The organism is Guyparkeria sp. TX1, from assembly GCF_046523965.1.
Taxonomy (GTDB): Bacteria; Pseudomonadota; Gammaproteobacteria; order Halothiobacillales; family Halothiobacillaceae; genus Guyparkeria.
The window spans coordinates 89,021-104,520 of sequence record NZ_CP144142.1; the positions used below are offsets into that span (position 1 = coordinate 89,021).

General features: G+C 66.7%; 10 protein-coding genes. 5 read left to right on the forward strand and 5 right to left on the reverse strand.

Going from position 1 to position 15,500, the window contains the following annotated elements; genetic code table 11:
* Positions 1 to 106 precede the first annotated feature (106 nt).
* From VWP12_RS00425 to parE, 3 genes are read right to left on the reverse strand one after another with little or no spacing between them, the layout of a single operon-like run.
* Complete coding sequence (locus VWP12_RS00425) at positions 107 to 4,051, reverse strand: translocation/assembly module TamB domain-containing protein (protein WP_410474160.1); 3,945 nt, start codon at positions 4,049 to 4,051, stop codon at positions 107 to 109.
* A complete protein-coding gene (locus tag VWP12_RS00430; protein ID WP_410474161.1) occupies positions 4,048 to 5,802 on the reverse strand; it encodes an autotransporter assembly complex protein TamA in 1,755 nt (584 codons plus the stop codon). Before VWP12_RS00430 ends, VWP12_RS00425 begins: the two co-directional genes overlap by 4 nt.
* A gap of 6 nt (positions 5,803 to 5,808) precedes the next feature.
* Complete coding sequence (parE, locus tag VWP12_RS00435) at positions 5,809 to 7,713, reverse strand: DNA topoisomerase IV subunit B (protein WP_410474162.1); 1,905 nt, start codon at positions 7,711 to 7,713, stop codon at positions 5,809 to 5,811.
* A gap of 161 nt (positions 7,714 to 7,874) precedes the next feature.
* Between parE and trxA the strand changes: the two genes are divergently transcribed.
* Both trxA and VWP12_RS00445 read left to right on the forward strand, forming a co-directional pair.
* Positions 7,875 to 8,783, forward strand: coding sequence for a thioredoxin (gene trxA / locus VWP12_RS00440; protein WP_410474919.1), 909 nt, complete (start codon positions 7,875 to 7,877; stop codon positions 8,781 to 8,783).
* 59 nt (positions 8,784 to 8,842) lie between these two features.
* Entirely contained in the window at positions 8,843 to 9,733 is an 891-nt protein-coding gene (locus VWP12_RS00445; protein WP_410474163.1) for a cation diffusion facilitator family transporter, read from the forward strand.
* Positions 9,734 to 9,998: 265 nt separating this feature from the next.
* On the opposite strand, the gene VWP12_RS00450 is transcribed toward VWP12_RS00445, so the two are convergent.
* Complete coding sequence (locus VWP12_RS00450) at positions 9,999 to 10,517, reverse strand: GlcG/HbpS family heme-binding protein (protein ID WP_410474164.1); 519 nt, start codon at positions 10,515 to 10,517, stop codon at positions 9,999 to 10,001.
* A gap of 74 nt (positions 10,518 to 10,591) precedes the next feature.
* Here VWP12_RS00450 and VWP12_RS00455 point away from each other — a divergent pair, with 74 nt between their 5' ends.
* The 3 genes from VWP12_RS00455 (at position 10,592) to VWP12_RS00465 (ending at position 14,961) form a co-directional block, all read left to right on the forward strand.
* Complete coding sequence (locus tag VWP12_RS00455; protein WP_410474165.1) at positions 10,592 to 12,478, forward strand: DUF294 nucleotidyltransferase-like domain-containing protein; 1,887 nt, start codon at positions 10,592 to 10,594, stop codon at positions 12,476 to 12,478.
* Positions 12,479 to 12,915: 437 nt separating this feature from the next.
* The gene (locus VWP12_RS00460; RefSeq protein WP_410279937.1) at positions 12,916 to 13,176 is read left to right on the forward strand and encodes a DUF4212 domain-containing protein; all 261 of its coding nucleotides are present in this window, start codon (positions 12,916 to 12,918) and stop codon (positions 13,174 to 13,176) included.
* Between the two features lie 21 nt (positions 13,177 to 13,197).
* Positions 13,198 to 14,961, forward strand: coding sequence for a sodium:solute symporter family protein (locus VWP12_RS00465; protein WP_410474166.1), 1,764 nt, complete (start codon positions 13,198 to 13,200; stop codon positions 14,959 to 14,961).
* A 97-nt stretch (positions 14,962 to 15,058) separates the two neighbouring features.
* Here VWP12_RS00465 and VWP12_RS00470 read toward each other — a convergent pair whose 3' ends face one another.
* The gene (locus VWP12_RS00470) at positions 15,059 to 15,361 is read right to left on the reverse strand and encodes a hypothetical protein (RefSeq protein ID WP_410474167.1); all 303 of its coding nucleotides are present in this window, start codon (positions 15,359 to 15,361) and stop codon (positions 15,059 to 15,061) included.
* Between the last annotated feature and the right edge of the window lie 139 nt (positions 15,362 to 15,500).

Consider the following 15,500-nt stretch of genomic DNA (forward strand, 5'->3'; position numbering starts at 1 on the left):
AAAGCGCCGCGCAGCGAACGACGAGACATATCAGTTGGATAGGCGAGGAGCGAGCGAGCACGCGACGCAGCAATCGGGTGGCGCAACAGGTTTTTCGAGGTGCCCATTAGTCCTCCGGCCGCCCGCGGTCAATCTGATAGATCAAGTCGCCCGACTGCGCCTCGGCACCACTGGACAACTCCAGGTGCAGGAACTTGTTGATGCGATAACGCGTGATCACCTCACCGACTCCATCGAAAACACCCACGGCATAGCGGACCAGCAAATTCTCCCCGATGCGCTTGCCCACGCTCAACTGCGTGCCGCCCACCCCGTCATCGGAGGTCAGGCCGATCTCATCGAAACCGAACACGCTGTTGACCTGCTGGGCGAGGTCATCGCCCTGGCGAATACCCAACCCCGCGATGGCGTTAAGCAGCAGGGAGGCATCGGCGTCACTGCCGGCCGACAGCCGCCGCCCGGTGAGCAGCAGCGACAGGGCATCGCTGGGCGATGTCGGCGGCCGCGAGAATACCTCGGTCTCGGGCGATTCCAACTCGCCGGCAATCGACAGGCCCACCACCGTACCGGCATCGTCGTTGATCTCCCGGGTGGCGACCACGTCCAGACCCGGCGCGGTGAGTGGCCCGGTGAAGATCAGCCGGCCACGTTCCACCGCCAACGTCTGGCCGTAGGTCTCGTAACGCCCGTCTTTCAAGCGAATCTCGCCGAACGCACCGGGTGTTTCACCCGGGCGCACCCGCATCTCCAGCCCGCCCGTCAGGCGCGTGGCGAAGCCCTCACCACGCAGACTGACCTCGTCACCGAGAATCACCTCGATGTCACCGGTCAATGGGTAGGCCGCTCCCTGCTCCTCGGCCTCCTCGCCGACAATCACCAGGTCCTCAGAGTTGCCACGGGCATTTTCGGGCAACTCGCCAAGGTTGGCGATCGCCAAGGGCACGTGAATCGCCCCGCCCAGCTGACCGCCATCCGGCGCCAGGCCGATCGAGATCGCCGGGCGGGCATCCACCGCCAGCGTCGGCAGACGCAGTATTGGCAAGGCTTCGCCGTCCAGTTCGGCCTCCAGTCGCCAGTCGTCGAAGGCCGTGAGGTGGCCATCACCCTCCAACCGGATTCGCCCCCGGCTGGGCGGCGATTCGACCTCGTCGACACGGCGTGCCGAGAACACCGGCCGCGGCGGGGTCTCGGCCTCGCCCAGCAAATCGCCCGTCAGGCGCAGCGCCCCGTCGGGCTCGACCGACAGTTCCAGACTCCCGTCACGGTAATCCGTGCCGGTGGGCAGCGAGGCGAATGCCAGGTCCTCGCCCAGCAAACGCCCCGACAGCCGGGGAGCATCAAGCCGACCCGAGACCGCCAACCGACCACTCAATGCCCCGGCAAGATCGCTGATCGGCACGTCGAGCGGGCCGAACAAGCGATCGACCAGATCGAACAAGCGGGCCAGATCGGCCTCCTGAAGCGAGAGCGCCCCATCGAGCGCCCCATGCCCCAGGCCGGCCTCGCCCTGCCCGTCGAATACCAGCCAATCCTCGAGCCCGCCCTGCAGGGACGCCTCGACCCGTTCGTCAGCCAGGGAGGCCGTCATGCGGGTCTCGGGATAGGTAATCACTTCGCGATCCGCGTCGGTCTCGAGGTCGTCGCGACCGGTAAACCGAATCTCACTGGGCGGCAGGCGCAAGTCCACACTCGCCGACCGTCCCTCGCCCTCGACACGTGCCTCGGCATCGACCGACAGCCGCCCCGGCCACTGGACCGCAGCCCCCTCGTGCGCGGGCCACTGTTGCCACAATGCCTCCAGCGCCAGATCCCCAGCCAATTGCGCCGAGAGCACCTCCCCGGCACGCTCGCCAGACAGGCACAGCGCGCCGGCATCCTCGGTGGCAAGGCCCGTCACGGCAGGCTGCAGGCACAACGACCCGAGTCGCTGCGATGCAGGCCCGACCCACAGATCGGCCGGCGCACGCAGCCGCCAGGGGTGCCCGGCGGGCAGCCCCAGGTCCAGCCGGGTCAACTGCCCCTGCCACCCCATGCCTTGTGCCGCCTCTTGTTCTGCGGCTTGCTGCCAACCACCCCGCGCGCCCAGTCGCAACTCGACCGGACCGTCGACCTCCAGCGTGGCGCGATGCTCGGACGGACTCCCCTCCGCCGCGAATGCCAATCGATCGAACAGCGCCGCGCCCGTGTCCGGTGCAAGCACACCGGCATCCAGCGATATCTGCATGCGCCGCTCTGCCAACGGCGTCTGCCCGTCGGACGGGTCGATCACCGCCGTCGTTCGCGCCCGGTCGAGGGAATAGCCCGCCAGTCGCAATCCATCGATACGCGCGTCGAGCTGTCCTTCCGGAGCGAGGATCGGCCCTGAGGCAGCCAGCTCGACGTGTATGGCGCCACGGGCCGTTTCGGGCTGCAAGGGCGCCAGATCGACGCCAGGCAGCCGCTCGACAAGATCCCAGGGCAATGCCGCCAGATCCGGGACCGCGAGCTTGCCCTGCATGCCATCGAGTCGCCATTGCGCCCAGTCGGGAGCGAGATCCACGGCCCCGGAGGCATCCAGCACGGCGCCCGGCGCGGCGAGGTTCAACCGCTCGATCGCAAGCCGTCCTTCTTCCAGCGCGGCGCCAATCTCCAAGGTCACTGCCCGGCGCTGGTCTTCATCACGACGTTCGACCAGTTCCAGCCGGCCGTCCTCAAGACGTGCCCGAACGGTCGACAGCCACTCGGCGCCGGTCAGGGGTCGATTCCAATCCGGCAGTTCGGCATCGAGCCGACCGCGACTGGCCAGGTGTACCGGGTACGTCCCCTCCGTCCCGCCGGCGAGCGGCAGCGCGTCGATCCGCCAATCGGCGCGCAGGTGACGTTCGGCATCCAGCCGGCCATCCATACGCAACTCGCCACCTCCGGCCTCCCCCGACACCCGTGCCTCGGCCTGGGCGTCGTCGAGAAGCAGGTCGATATCCACGGCCTCGATCGACTCGCCGGCCAAGTCGCCTGACAGGCTTCCCACCGATAGCGATCCCTCGACCGGCAACCAGCCGTCGGCTGCCGCAAGTTCGGTATCGAGATCGAACGAGAGCGACCCCGGGGTGCCCGGCGATGCCCAGGCCGGATTCAGCGACTCGCCCCGACCGGTCAGCTCGACCCGTCCGATCGGCGACCACCCTGCCGTGCCGGAGAATTCCATTCGACCACCCAGCACGTCCGCAACCACCTGGTCGATCGTCAGCATTTCCTGATCAAGACGCAGTCGACCACAGAACGCGGCCGGCAGGCCGTCCGCCCCCATCCAAGCCAACCGAGGGTGCAATCCCATCTCTTCCAGGACATCGCCATCAAACTCGACCTGGCCGGACAACCAGCCCTGCGGATGATCGAGCAGCAAGTCGGCGTGCCCGATCAAGGGCATGTCCCCGGCCGGCTCCAGCGCCACGGCCGCGCGGCCATCCAGCCGAACGCCGTCGGGCAGGCGCAGGTCCAGTTCGTCGAGATCCACTTCCAGTCGCGGGCGCTCGACGCGGGCGTCCAGCAAGGCCGCCAGCCGTCCGCGTGGGACCTCGTAGCGCTGATCGCCCTGCAGGACCACCAGCCGATCGACGACCAGCCGCTCGACCGCAAGCGATATCGGCGGCAGGGAAAGGTCAGTCGGATCGAATGGCTCTCCCGCTGGGGCCGATGGATCGGCCGGCGGCAGGTCGATGCGGACGTCGCGCACGGCAAGCTCCGGAATACGCAGCCCCCTGCGCCACAAGGCCGCCGGATCGATCTGCAAACGGGCCTCACCGATGGTGGCGCTCGCCCCCTGCTCCGGTGCCCACTCGACTTGCTCGAGCACCAGCCCGCGCCAGACGGTGCCTCGGGACTCGCCAATCGACAGCGCCGGCAACTGCCGCTCGGCCTGGGCCAGGGCCCACTGCACCCCGCCGGGGGTGGCGGTAAGCCACCAACTGGCAACGGCCGCCAGGATTACCAACAGCACGGCCGACCAGCCGGCGATCAGCACCAGTCGTCGCACCCAGACCAGCGATGTCAGGAAGGCAGACGCCGTGCTCAAAACGCCGCCCCCAAACCGAGATGCAGCATCGGCAGGCCATCGCTGCCATCCAGAGGCTGGGCAATATCGACGCGCACGATACCCACCGGCGAGCGCCAACGTACACCCACCCCGGCACCGGTCTTGAGCTCGGCCTCGGGATCGGTGTAGGCATTGCCGCTATCGACAAAGGCGGCCAAATACCAGTCATCCCCGACCACCGGGAACATGGCCTCGAGACTGCCAGCGAGCAGGTACTTGCCGCCGATCAGCGTGCCGTCCTCGTCGCGGGGTGAAAGCGACTCGTACTCGTAACCACGCACGGAACGGTCCCCACCGGTGAAAAAGCGCAGCGAGCGCGGCATCTTGTCGAACTGGTCGGTCACGATCACGCCCGCCTCGGCTCGCCCGGCAAAGATCCACTTGCCCACCGGCAGGTAGCCACCGGCGAAGGCCCGGCCACGGACGAAACTGGCTGCCGAGGCGACCGGCTCGGCCGCACCCTGCAACGACACGTCAAACACGACGCCCTCGGCGGGGAACAGTGGGTCATCGAGTCCCTGGTACCCCAACCGGCCACCGACGATGGCAAAGCCGTTGGACTCGGGTGGGTCGTCACCGTAGCGGGTCCGATCGAGCAGGTACTCGGTAAACAGCGATCGCGTCCACCGGTCGGCCTCGCGGACCCACTGCACGCCACTGGCCGCTGCGGTGGTCACGATGTCGTTGTTGTCCTCGCGGGTGACCCGGGCGTAGATGTCATAACGTTCGCGCAGCGGATCGGCGGCCCGCGGAATGGTGTAACTGGTCTCCAGGCGCTGCTCGATCGCCGAGAGTTCGGTGCGGGCCGACCACTGGTGACCCCGCTTGTTGACGTAGCGCCGCTTGATGCCGGCGCCCACGCGCGGCCCGACATCGGTGGCATAGCCGGCGCGCAGTTCGTAGGAGGTGCGCGGGTTGCGGTAGGTGGTGATCTCGACCGGCACCTCGAGGTTCTCGCGCTGATCGAGCCTCGGGCGCACCGATACCGACTCGAAGTACTCGGTGCCGGTCAGGTTGCGGTTCATCGCCAACAGATCGCGGCTGGTGTAGGCCGCGCCGGGCGGAACGCCCGTCAGACGGCGGGCGAGTTCGGGCTCGAGAATGGACTGCTCGATCACTACCTCACCGAAGCGATAGCGCGACCCCGCCTCGAGCGCCAGGGCGATGCGCGCCGACTGCGTGGCCGGATCGACCACGAGTTCCCGCCGGGTGAAACGCGCATCGAGGTAGCCCAGTTTCTGCACGCGAGAGAGGATGCCATCGCGAAGGGCGTCATAAGCGGCCTGGTCGAGGGGCGATCCCTCCTGCGGACGTCGTTCGCTCACGAACTTGCTCACCGAGTCGATTTCGCGGATCGATTCGGGCAGATCGATGCTCACCGACTCGATCGTGGTGACCGGGCCGGCATCGATATCCAGCGCCGGATCACGGCATTCGGCTCGCCGCTGGATGGACGGACGAATGCGGGCGTTGAAGTACCCGTAGGCCTGTAACGCCTCTTCGGCCGCCTCGCTTGCCGCATCCAGGTAACGGCGGATATGGGCGGTGCTGGCCTCGCAGGAGAAGCCGATTCGAGGGACGGACAGGCCGACGTTGGTGATCAGGCGGCTATCGGACAGACCGGTCAGCTGAAACTGCGGGCTCGGGGCGGCCATCGCCGCCCTCGCCCCAAACAGCAACGACATGGCAAGCATCGCCAGGGCGAGCCGGGCCGCGCCTGGACGCGGCATGACCAACTACACCACCTCGGCGAGATCGCCATTCCGTTCCAGCCACGCGCGGCGGTCGGCGGCGCGCTTCTTGGCGAGCAGCATGTCGAACACCTCGATGGTGTCGTCGCCCTCCACCTTCAGCTGGACCAGGCGGCGAGTGGCCGGGGCGAGCGTCGATTCGCGCAGCTGGATCGGGTTCATCTCGCCAAGGCCCTTGAAGCGGGTGACCTGGATCTTGCCGCGGCGCTTTTCCGCCTCGATGCGATCGATGATGCCATCACGCTCGTGCTCGTCGAGCGCGTAGAAGGTCTCCTTGCCGATGTCGACGCGATACAGCGGCGGCATGGCGACGAAGACGTGTCCGGCATCCACCAGCGCGGGGAAATGCCTGAGGAACAGCGCCGAAAGCAGGGTCGCGATGTGCAGGCCGTCGGAATCGGCATCGGCGAGGATGCAGACCTTGCCGTAGCGCAGCTTGGTGAGGTCGTTCGAACCGGGCTCGAGCCCCAGGGCCACGGCGATGTCGTGCACTTCCTGGCTGGCGAGAACCTGGGCCGGATCGGTCTCCCAAGTGTTCAGGATCTTGCCACGCAGCGGCATGATCGCCTGGAAGTCACGCTCGCGGGCCTGCTTGGCCGAGCCGCCGGCCGAATCGCCCTCCACCAGGAACAGCTCGGTGCGCGAGAGATCGGTCGAGGAGCAGTCGGCCAGCTTTCCCGGCAGTGCCGGACCGCTGGTCACGCGCTTACGGGCGACCTTCTTCTCGCTCTTGATACGGTTCTGCGCCGACTCGATCGCGATCTGCGCGATCTTCTCGCCCATGTCCGCGTGCTGGTTGAGGTAGAGCGAGAGCGCATCCTTGACCACGCCGCTGATGAACGTGGCCGACTCGCGCGAGGACAGGCGCTCCTTGGTCTGGCCGGCGAACTGCGGGTCGTGCAGCTTGGCCGAGAGCACGAAGCGCACCCGGTCGAAGACGTCCTCGGGCGACAGGCGCACACCGCGAGGCAGCAGGTTGCGGAACTCGCAGAATTCGCGGATCGCCTCGGTCAGCCCCTGGCGCAGTCCATTGACGTGCGTGCCGCCCTGCAGGGTCGGGATCAGGTTGACGTAACTCTCGGTCAGGCCCTCGCCCGGCTCGGTGGCCCAGACCAGCGCCCAGGCGACCTCCTGGGCCCGCCCGCCGTCCGGGGCCTTCATGTGACCGACGAAGGCCTCCGACGGCAGCACCTCCTGGTCGGCGACACTTTCGAGCAGGTAGTCGCGCAGGCCGTCGGCGTAGCACCAGTCCTCGCGCTCGCCGCTGGCCGCGTCGGTCAGGCTGACCTTGAGCCCCGGGCAGAGTACGGCCTTGGCCCGCAGCACGTGACGCAGCCGGGCCATGTTCATCCGCGGCTGGTCGAAGTAACTGGTGTCCGGCCAGAAGGTGAGCGTGGTGCCCGTGTTGCGCTTGCCGACGGTGTCGATCACCTCCAGCGGGCGGGTCAGCTCGCCGTGAGCGAACTCGATCCGGTGCAGGTTGCCGTCGCGCTTGATGTCGACCACCAGCCGGTTCGACAGGGCATTGACCACCGACACGCCCACCCCGTGGAGGCCGCCGGAGAACTGGTAGGACTTGTCGGAAAACTTGCCGCCGGCGTGCAGCCGCGTGAGGATCAGCTCCACGCCGGAGATGCCGTGCTCGGGGTGCACGTCCACGGGCATGCCGCGGCCGTCGTCGGAAACGGACAGCGCGCCATCCTCGTGGACCACCACGTCGATCGCGCTGGCGTAGCCACTGATCGCCTCGTCGACGCTGTTGTCGATCACCTCCTGGGCGAGGTGGTTCGGCCGGGTGGTGTCGGTGTACATGCCCGGGCGTTTTCTCACCGGGTCGAGACCGGTGAGCACCTCGATCGAGCCGGCGTTGTATTCGGATCGTTCAGCCATAATCAACCGTGCATTCCCTGGGTGGTCGACGCCATGGCGGCCTGGCTGGCCGCCGACGTGCTGCCACGGACCGCCCATCGCGGCCCGCGGCATGAGGGTTCAAAGTGTACACGCCCGCCCGGGACCTGACACCGACCTTGAAAACCCGCCCGGCCATCACCATGTCAGGGCGCAGTCGAACCAACACCCACGAGGATCACCCGACCATGAGCGAAAGCGCGCACGTCTTTTCCGTCACGGCCCAGACATTCCACGAGCAGGTGGTGGAAGCGTCCCGGGAAACCCCCGTGCTGGTGGACTTCTGGGCGGAATGGTGCGGCCCCTGTCGTCAGCTGATGCCACTGCTTTCGCAGATCGTCGAGGACATGGACGGCCAGGTGAAACTCGCCAAGGTCGACACCGAGGCCGAGCAGGCGCTTGCCCAGCAGTTCGGCGTGCGCAGCCTGCCGACCGTGATGCTGTTCGTCGGCGGTCGGCCGGTCGACCAGTTCCAGGGCGCGCTGCCCGAGGGACAGATTCGCGAATTCATCGGTCGGCACGTGCTCTCGGAGATCGACAAGCTGCGCCGGGAGGCCCAGCAGGTGCGTGCCGCCGGCGCCACCGAACAGGCCATGGACCTGCTCAGGCAGGCCAACCAGCAGGAACCGGGGAACGTCGAGGTGCTGCTGGACATCGCCGACCTGATCGCCGAGCAGGGTGACCTCGACCAAGCCTGGCAGATCCTCGAATCCCTGCCCGCGGACACGGCGATGCGCGACGACGTGAAGGAATTCAAGGCCCGCATCGGCATGGCGCGCGCCGCCCAGTCCGGTCCGCCCGAGGACGAATTGCGCGCTCGCATCGAAAGCGACCCGACGGACTGCGAGGCGCGCGAGGCGCTCGCCGCCAAGCTCGCCATCCGCAACGACATCGAGGGGGCATTGGAGCAGAACTACCAGATCATGCTGCGCGATCGGGCCTACAACGAGGACGCCGGTCGACGCGGGTTGATCGACCTGTTCGAAATGCTCGGCGACAGCCACCCGCTCACCCGCCAGTACCGTCGCAAGATGTTCGGGCTGCTGCACTGACGTTCGCGCCGTCGCCTCAAAGCGGCATCTCCCCGTCCCGCTGACCTGGACTCCCGGCCATGCACAGCCATCACGACCACCCTGTCACCGATGCCGCCGGGCGGGCGCTGGGCATCGGCATTGCCCTGAACCTCGCCTTCGTCATGATCGAGGCGGTGGCCGGGATGCTCGGTCACTCCATGGCCCTGCTGGCCGATGCGGCACACAACCTCGGTGACGTGCTCGGACTGCTGCTTGCCTGGGGGGCCAATCGCCTCACTCGACGGCTGGCCTCCCGCCAGTTCAGTTACGGACTCGGCAGCAGCACGCTGCTAGCCGCGCTGATCAACGGCGTGACGCTGGCGCTGGTCTCGCTGTGGATCCTCTGGGAGGCAGGCATGCGGCTGGTTGATCCACCCGCCGTACATGGGCTTCTCGTCATCGGGGTGGCGCTCGCCGGCGTCGTGGTCAACACCGCGACCGCCTGGCTGCTCCTTTCGGGCCAGAAACACGATCTCAACCTGCGCGGCGCCTTCCTGCACATGGCCGCCGACGCGGCCGTCTCGGTGGCCGTCGCGATCTCCGGCCTGATCGTGCTGCTCACCGGGTTTGCACTGATCGACCCGCTGCTGAGCATCCTCGTCAGCCTGGTCATCCTGGTCCCGGCGGTCGGCCTGGTGCGCCGCTCACTGCAATTGGTGCTGCACGGCGTGCCCGAACAGGTCGACCTCGCCGAGGTCGAGCGGCACCTCGCCGCCCTGCCCGGCGTGACCGATCACCACCATTTGCACGTCTGGGCGCTGTCCACCCGCGAGACCGCGTTGAGTGTTCACCTGGTGATGCCCGAACCGCCCGATGACAGCGATGCGTTCCTGCACGAACTCCAGTTAGACCTGCGGCAACGCTTCCGCATCCAGCACGCCACGGTGCAGATCGAGCGGGGCAGTTGCCCCTGTCCGATAGACGCCTAGGGAAACTCTGCACGATTCGATGGCATCTCTGGCTCGCGGGTTTGTTCGCAATCGAGGCGCCGGACCGAAGGCGGGCTCATTGCCCGTCGAGGGACGGCAACGACGAGTGCGGGCAAACCCGCAAGCCCCGTCCGGGCGGGCCTCCAAGGGCCCATCTGCGGCGTTGCAGCCCTTGTAAAGGGGATGGCCCTTCATGGCGGACTGCGCCTTGCACCTGGACCCTTGGAGGTCCCGCAGAGACGTCATCGAATCGTGCAGAGTTTCCCTAGCGCAGCTGAAGGCGGTCGAAGAAGGCCTCCAGCGCCTCGCGCGCACACTCGGCATCCTTGTCGCCGCCCGGCGCGCCACTGATGCCCAGCGCGCCGATGGTCGAGCCGGCCGACTCGATCGCCACCGCCCCATCGAGCACGAGAATGCCGTCGACGTGGTTCATCTCCATGCGGATGTCTTCGCGGTTGGCGCGAAAGGCCCCCGAATCGATCCCGGCCAGGATCACCGCACGAGCCTTGTCGGTGGCGATCTGGCGGGTAAAGCGCGGCGCATGGGTCGCGCGCATCATCACCTGCGGGTCGCCGGACGGATCGACCACCACCGCGGTGACCGCGTAGCCCCGTCGGGTGCAGGCGGCGACCGCCTCCTCGGCGATATCCGCCGCCAGCCCCATGCCGATCCGGTCGCTCGTGACCACGTCCCCCGCCCCATCGGCATGATCCTGGGCCTGCACACAGGCACCAGCCAGCATGAGAACCGGCACCAACACTCGACCAATGGACACTCCCCTCATGGCAAAACCTCCGCTATGGTTGGGAACAACACATGGGTTTCAGCATAGCCGTCCGGCGCAAACGCGGAGTGACCATGGACGATCCCGATCCGACCGACCTCTCAGAAGACGCCCGCGAGGCCCTGCTCGCGCTACGCGAGATCGCGCCATTCGACCGCATCGACCCCGGCATCCTGGCCCGCTCGATGCGCGAGGGCCGCATTCGTCGACTCGAACGTGGAGAGGTGTTGCTGGAGCCCCGCATGGGGCCGCCCGAGACATTCTTCGTGCTGCTTTCCGGCCGCGTGGACGGTCTGGTCGAGGGCTCCGACGGGCAACCGGTCTGGTCGCTGAGCCGGGGCGACAGCTTTCCGCTGGGCGCGCTGATGGAGGGCCGTCCGGTCAGCACCCGCCAGCAGGTAGCCGAACCGGGTAAGGCGGTCACGCTGCCGGCCGATGCCTTCGAGCAGCTCCGGCGCGAGAGCGAGGCCTTTGACGACTTCTGCACCCGGCGCATCGGGCACCTGCTCACCCGCGGCCCGGTGGCCGAGGAAATCGACGACGGGGCCGGCCCTTCCGGTGCGCTGCTCGATCCGGCCACGCCGATCCGCGCCCGGATGGAGTCACGCACGCTGAAACTCGACGGCGACACCACGCTCGCCCGTGCAGCCCGCGCGCTGGAAGCCCACGGCGGCGAGGCGATCCTGGTCCATCTGGCCGACGGCTTTGGCATCGCCACGCTCCGGGATCTCGCCTTCCGCGGGTTGACCCGCCCGGCCGACACCACGCTCGCCGAGATCGCTACACGCGACCCGGTCGGCATCGATGCCGATACCTCGCTGCTCGAGGCGGCCGTCACACTGGCTGAACACGGATTTCATCACCTGCTGGTCACCGAGCGGGGCCGCGATGAGCCGCTGGGCGTGCTCGACGAAGGCGCGCTCTATCGTGTCAATGCAATGACGCCGGGCCTGCTGCATCAGCGCATCGGCCGCGCGCGCGACATCGAGGCGCTGGCCGGCATCCGCCACGAGGTGCCCGGCATCGTCGGCGCCCTGCTCGAATCCGGCTCGGGATTCGCCCCGATCAGTCGGATCGTCAGCGGCATCAACGATGCGATCACCCGACGCGTGATCGGGCTGACCTTCGAGGACGCCCCCCTGCCCGCGGAACTGGAATGGTGCTGGCTCACCTTCGGCAGCGAGGCGCGTTCGGAGCAGACCCTGGCCACCGACCAGGACAACGGTCTGGTCTTCGGCGGATCAATCGATCCCCAGGCGGCCCGCGATCATCTGTTGCCGCTGGCCCGCCGGGTCAACGAGGCCCTCGACCAGCTGGGCTACCCGCTGTGTCCGGGCAACATCATGGCCGGCAATCCGGACCTGTGCCTGTCGGTCGATGAATGGGACAAACGCTTTCGCGACTGGATCGACCAAGGCACGCCCGAGCACCTGCTCAAGGCGAGCATCTTCTTCGACGCACGCGGACTGGCCGGGAGCGAGTCGTTGTTCGATCGGTGGGCGAACGCCTGGCGCGAGCCGGCCAAGAAGAACAGCCGCTTCCGGCGCCAGCTTGCCGCCAACGCCCTGCGCAATCAGCCGCCGCTGACCCTGTTCGGCGGCTTTCGCACCCGTTCTCGTGGAGGTCAGCGCGGCATCGACATCAAGCTCGACGGCGCCACGCCGTTCGTCGATGCCGCCCGTATCGAGGCGCTGGCCCAGGGCTCGGCGGCCACGCGCACCGACCAGCGACTGGCCCTGGTTCCCGAACGCGCCCTGCCGGCCGAGGATCTGACCGCGGCCTACGACTTCATCCAGCGACTGCGACTGCGCCACCAGTACGCGCAGATCCAGCGTGGCGAGTCGCCGGACAATCTGATCGACCCGGACCGGCTCGACGGGCTCACCCAGCGATTGCTCAAAGAGTCCTTTCGCATCGCCCGCAAGCTCCAGCAGCATCTGGCCATCGCCTATCAACTCTGATGATGGGCGCTCAGTAAACGAAGGTTCCCTTTCCCCCCACGGTTCCAGTAGGCTTACCGTGCTCCGGGGTCCGGGCGTGGTGGGTGCGTGATACCCGCCAGGCCCCGACCTCGGCTGGTAGGGAACCTCTGCACGAATGCCATGCCACTCTGGCCTGGCGAGTCGTGCGTGATCAAGGCGCGATGTCGCCGGCGTGCCGGTGGCCACGTCAAGACATCGCAACGCGGAGCACGGGCGACTCGCCAAGCCCCGCAGGGCGCGTCTTGAGCCGGGCACCTGCTGCGTTGCCGTCCTTGACAAGGGAACCACCCTTGCGCTGCGGACGGCCGACTTGCATCTGCCCGGCTCAAGGCGCGCAGAGCGGTATGGCATTCGTGCAGAGGTTCCCAAGGAAGACATAAAACGTTCGGACTCAACCGAAACTCGAGGAGCCACTTATGGAGCAACGTTCCAATCGCGCTGATTACTGGCGTGCCAACCTGAAGGTACTGTTCGGCTGCCTGGCCGTCTGGTTCCTTGTGTCCTACGTATTCGGCATTCTGCTGGTCGATACGCTCAATCAGATCCACCTGGGCGGTTATCCGCTGGGCTTCTGGTTCGCGCAACAAGGCTCGATCTTCACCTTCGTGGTGCTGATCTTCTTCTACGCCTGGCGCATGAACGCCATCGACAAGAAATTCGGCGTCGCCGAAGACTGATAACGCAGGAGCCCAAGACACATGGAACTTCAGACCCTGATCTACCTGGTGGTTGGCGCCACCTTCTTGCTTTACTTCGTCCTCGCGATCGTCGCCCGAGCGGGCACCACCAGCGAGTTCTACGTAGCAGGCAAGGGAATCAACCCCGTCCTCAACGGCATGGCAACCGCCGCCGACTGGATGTCCGCCGCCTCGTTCATCTCGATGGCCGGCCTGATCGCCTTCAACGGCTACTCGGCCTCCGCCTACCTGATGGGCTGGACCGGCGGCTACGTGCTGCTGGCGATGCTGCTCGCGCCGTACCTGCGCAAGTTCGGCAAGTTCACGGTGCCAGAATTCATCGGTGACCGCTTCTACTCGAACACCGCACGCGTCATCGCCGTCATTGCCCTGCTGGTCATCTCGCTGACCTACGTCATCGGTCAGATGAAGGGCGTCGGCGTGGCGTTCTCGCGCTTCCTCGAGACCTCGGTCGAAGTCGGCCTGTTCGCCGGCATGGGCATCGTGTTCGTCTACGCGGTTCTCGGCGGCATGAAGGGGATCACCTACACGCAGATCGCGCAGTACGTGATCATGATTTTCGCCTACACCGTTCCGGCGATCTTCATCTCCCTGCAGCTGACCGGCCACTTCCTGCCGCAGACCGGCACCGGCGCCATGCTGACCGACGGCTCGAACCAGTACCTGCTGCAGAAGCTGGACCTGGTCCTGGTCGACCTTGGCTTTGCCGAGTACACCGGTACGCCGGACCTGATGAACACGTTCCTGCTCACGTTGGCACTGATGATCGGTACCGCCGGTCTGCCGCACGTGCTGGTGCGATTCTTCACCGTGCCGCGTGTCCGTGACGCCCGCAAATCCGCTGGCTGGACCCTGCTGTTCATCGCGATCCTGTACACCACCGCCCCGGCCGTCGGCGCCATGGCGATGTGGAACACCCTCAAGACCGTGCAGGACACCGACCAGATTGGCGCACCGGAGGGCAACCTGCTCTACGCCGAGCGTCCGGAGTGGATGAAGAGCTGGGAGACCACTGGCCTGCTGCAGTTCGAGGACAAGAACGGCGATGGCCGCATCCAGTACTACAACGACAACAACGAAGACTTCGCGGCCATGGCCGAGGAAGAGTACGGCTGGAACGGCAGCGAGCTGACGGTCGACCGCGACATCATGGTGCTGGCCAACCCGGAAATCGCCAATCTGCCCAACTGGGTCATCGCGCTGATCGCCGCCGGTGGTATCGCCGCCGCACTGTCGACCGCCGCGGGCCTGCTGCTGGCAATCTCCTCGGCGATCTCGCACGATCTTCTCAAGGGCGTGTTCATGCCGAACATCTCCGAGAAGAACGAGCTGATGGCCGGTCGGATCTCGATGACCGTCGCGATCATCATCGCCGGCTACCTGGGCCTCAACCCGCCGGGCTTCGCCGCCCAGGTGGTGGCGTTGGCCTTCGGTCTGGCCGCGAGCTCCCTGTTCCCGGCGCTGATGATGGGGATCTTCTCCAAGCGCATGAACAAGCAGGGCGCGATCGCGGGCATGCTGGCCGGTCTGTCCATCACCCTGCTGTACATCTTCTGGTACAAGGGCTGGTTCTTCATCCCGGACACCAACATGCTGCCGGATAACGCAGACAACTGGCTGTTCGGCATCAACCCGACCTCGTTCGGTGCCATCGGCGCGGCGATCAACTTCATCGTGGCGATCCTCGTCGCGAAGATGACGACCCCGCCGCCGCATGAGATCCAGGAACTGGTCGAGGACGTTCGCGTCCCGCGCGCCAGCTAATCACCCGACCGGCAATTGCCGGTCCGAAAAGAACAAACCCCGGGCTAAGGCCCGGGGTTTTTTGTGTCTGCCCGCTTCGTGAAGTGAGCGAGGAAGGTCAGCGCCCGCCGGCAATCACCCAGCCGGTAATCCCGGCGAACATCAGTATCACGCCTGCCGGGGCGAGCATCAGCAGATTCATGAACTGAAGCTTGTCCTCCTCACTGGTGAACACGATCGGCCCGAGCCCGCCGACCACGCCCACCGTCGAGAGGATGGCGCCGATCACCAACATGGCCTTCGACACCCGGGCGAAGCCGGGCTGACGCGAGGGCGCCTCGAAACGGTAGGGATCACCAATGCCCGGCTCGAACTCGTCGTCCGGGTGGTGGGTTGGTTTCTTCTCGGAAGGATCGGTCATCGTGGCACCCTGGTGCAGCGTTATGGAATTTCCACGCTGAGACATTGGCGATTCGCGCAGAGCCTCATCTGGAGAGGGAAATCCTAGCAGGGGCGGACCAATGCACCGAACCCCGGCGGGCGACCACGGCCTTTTTGCT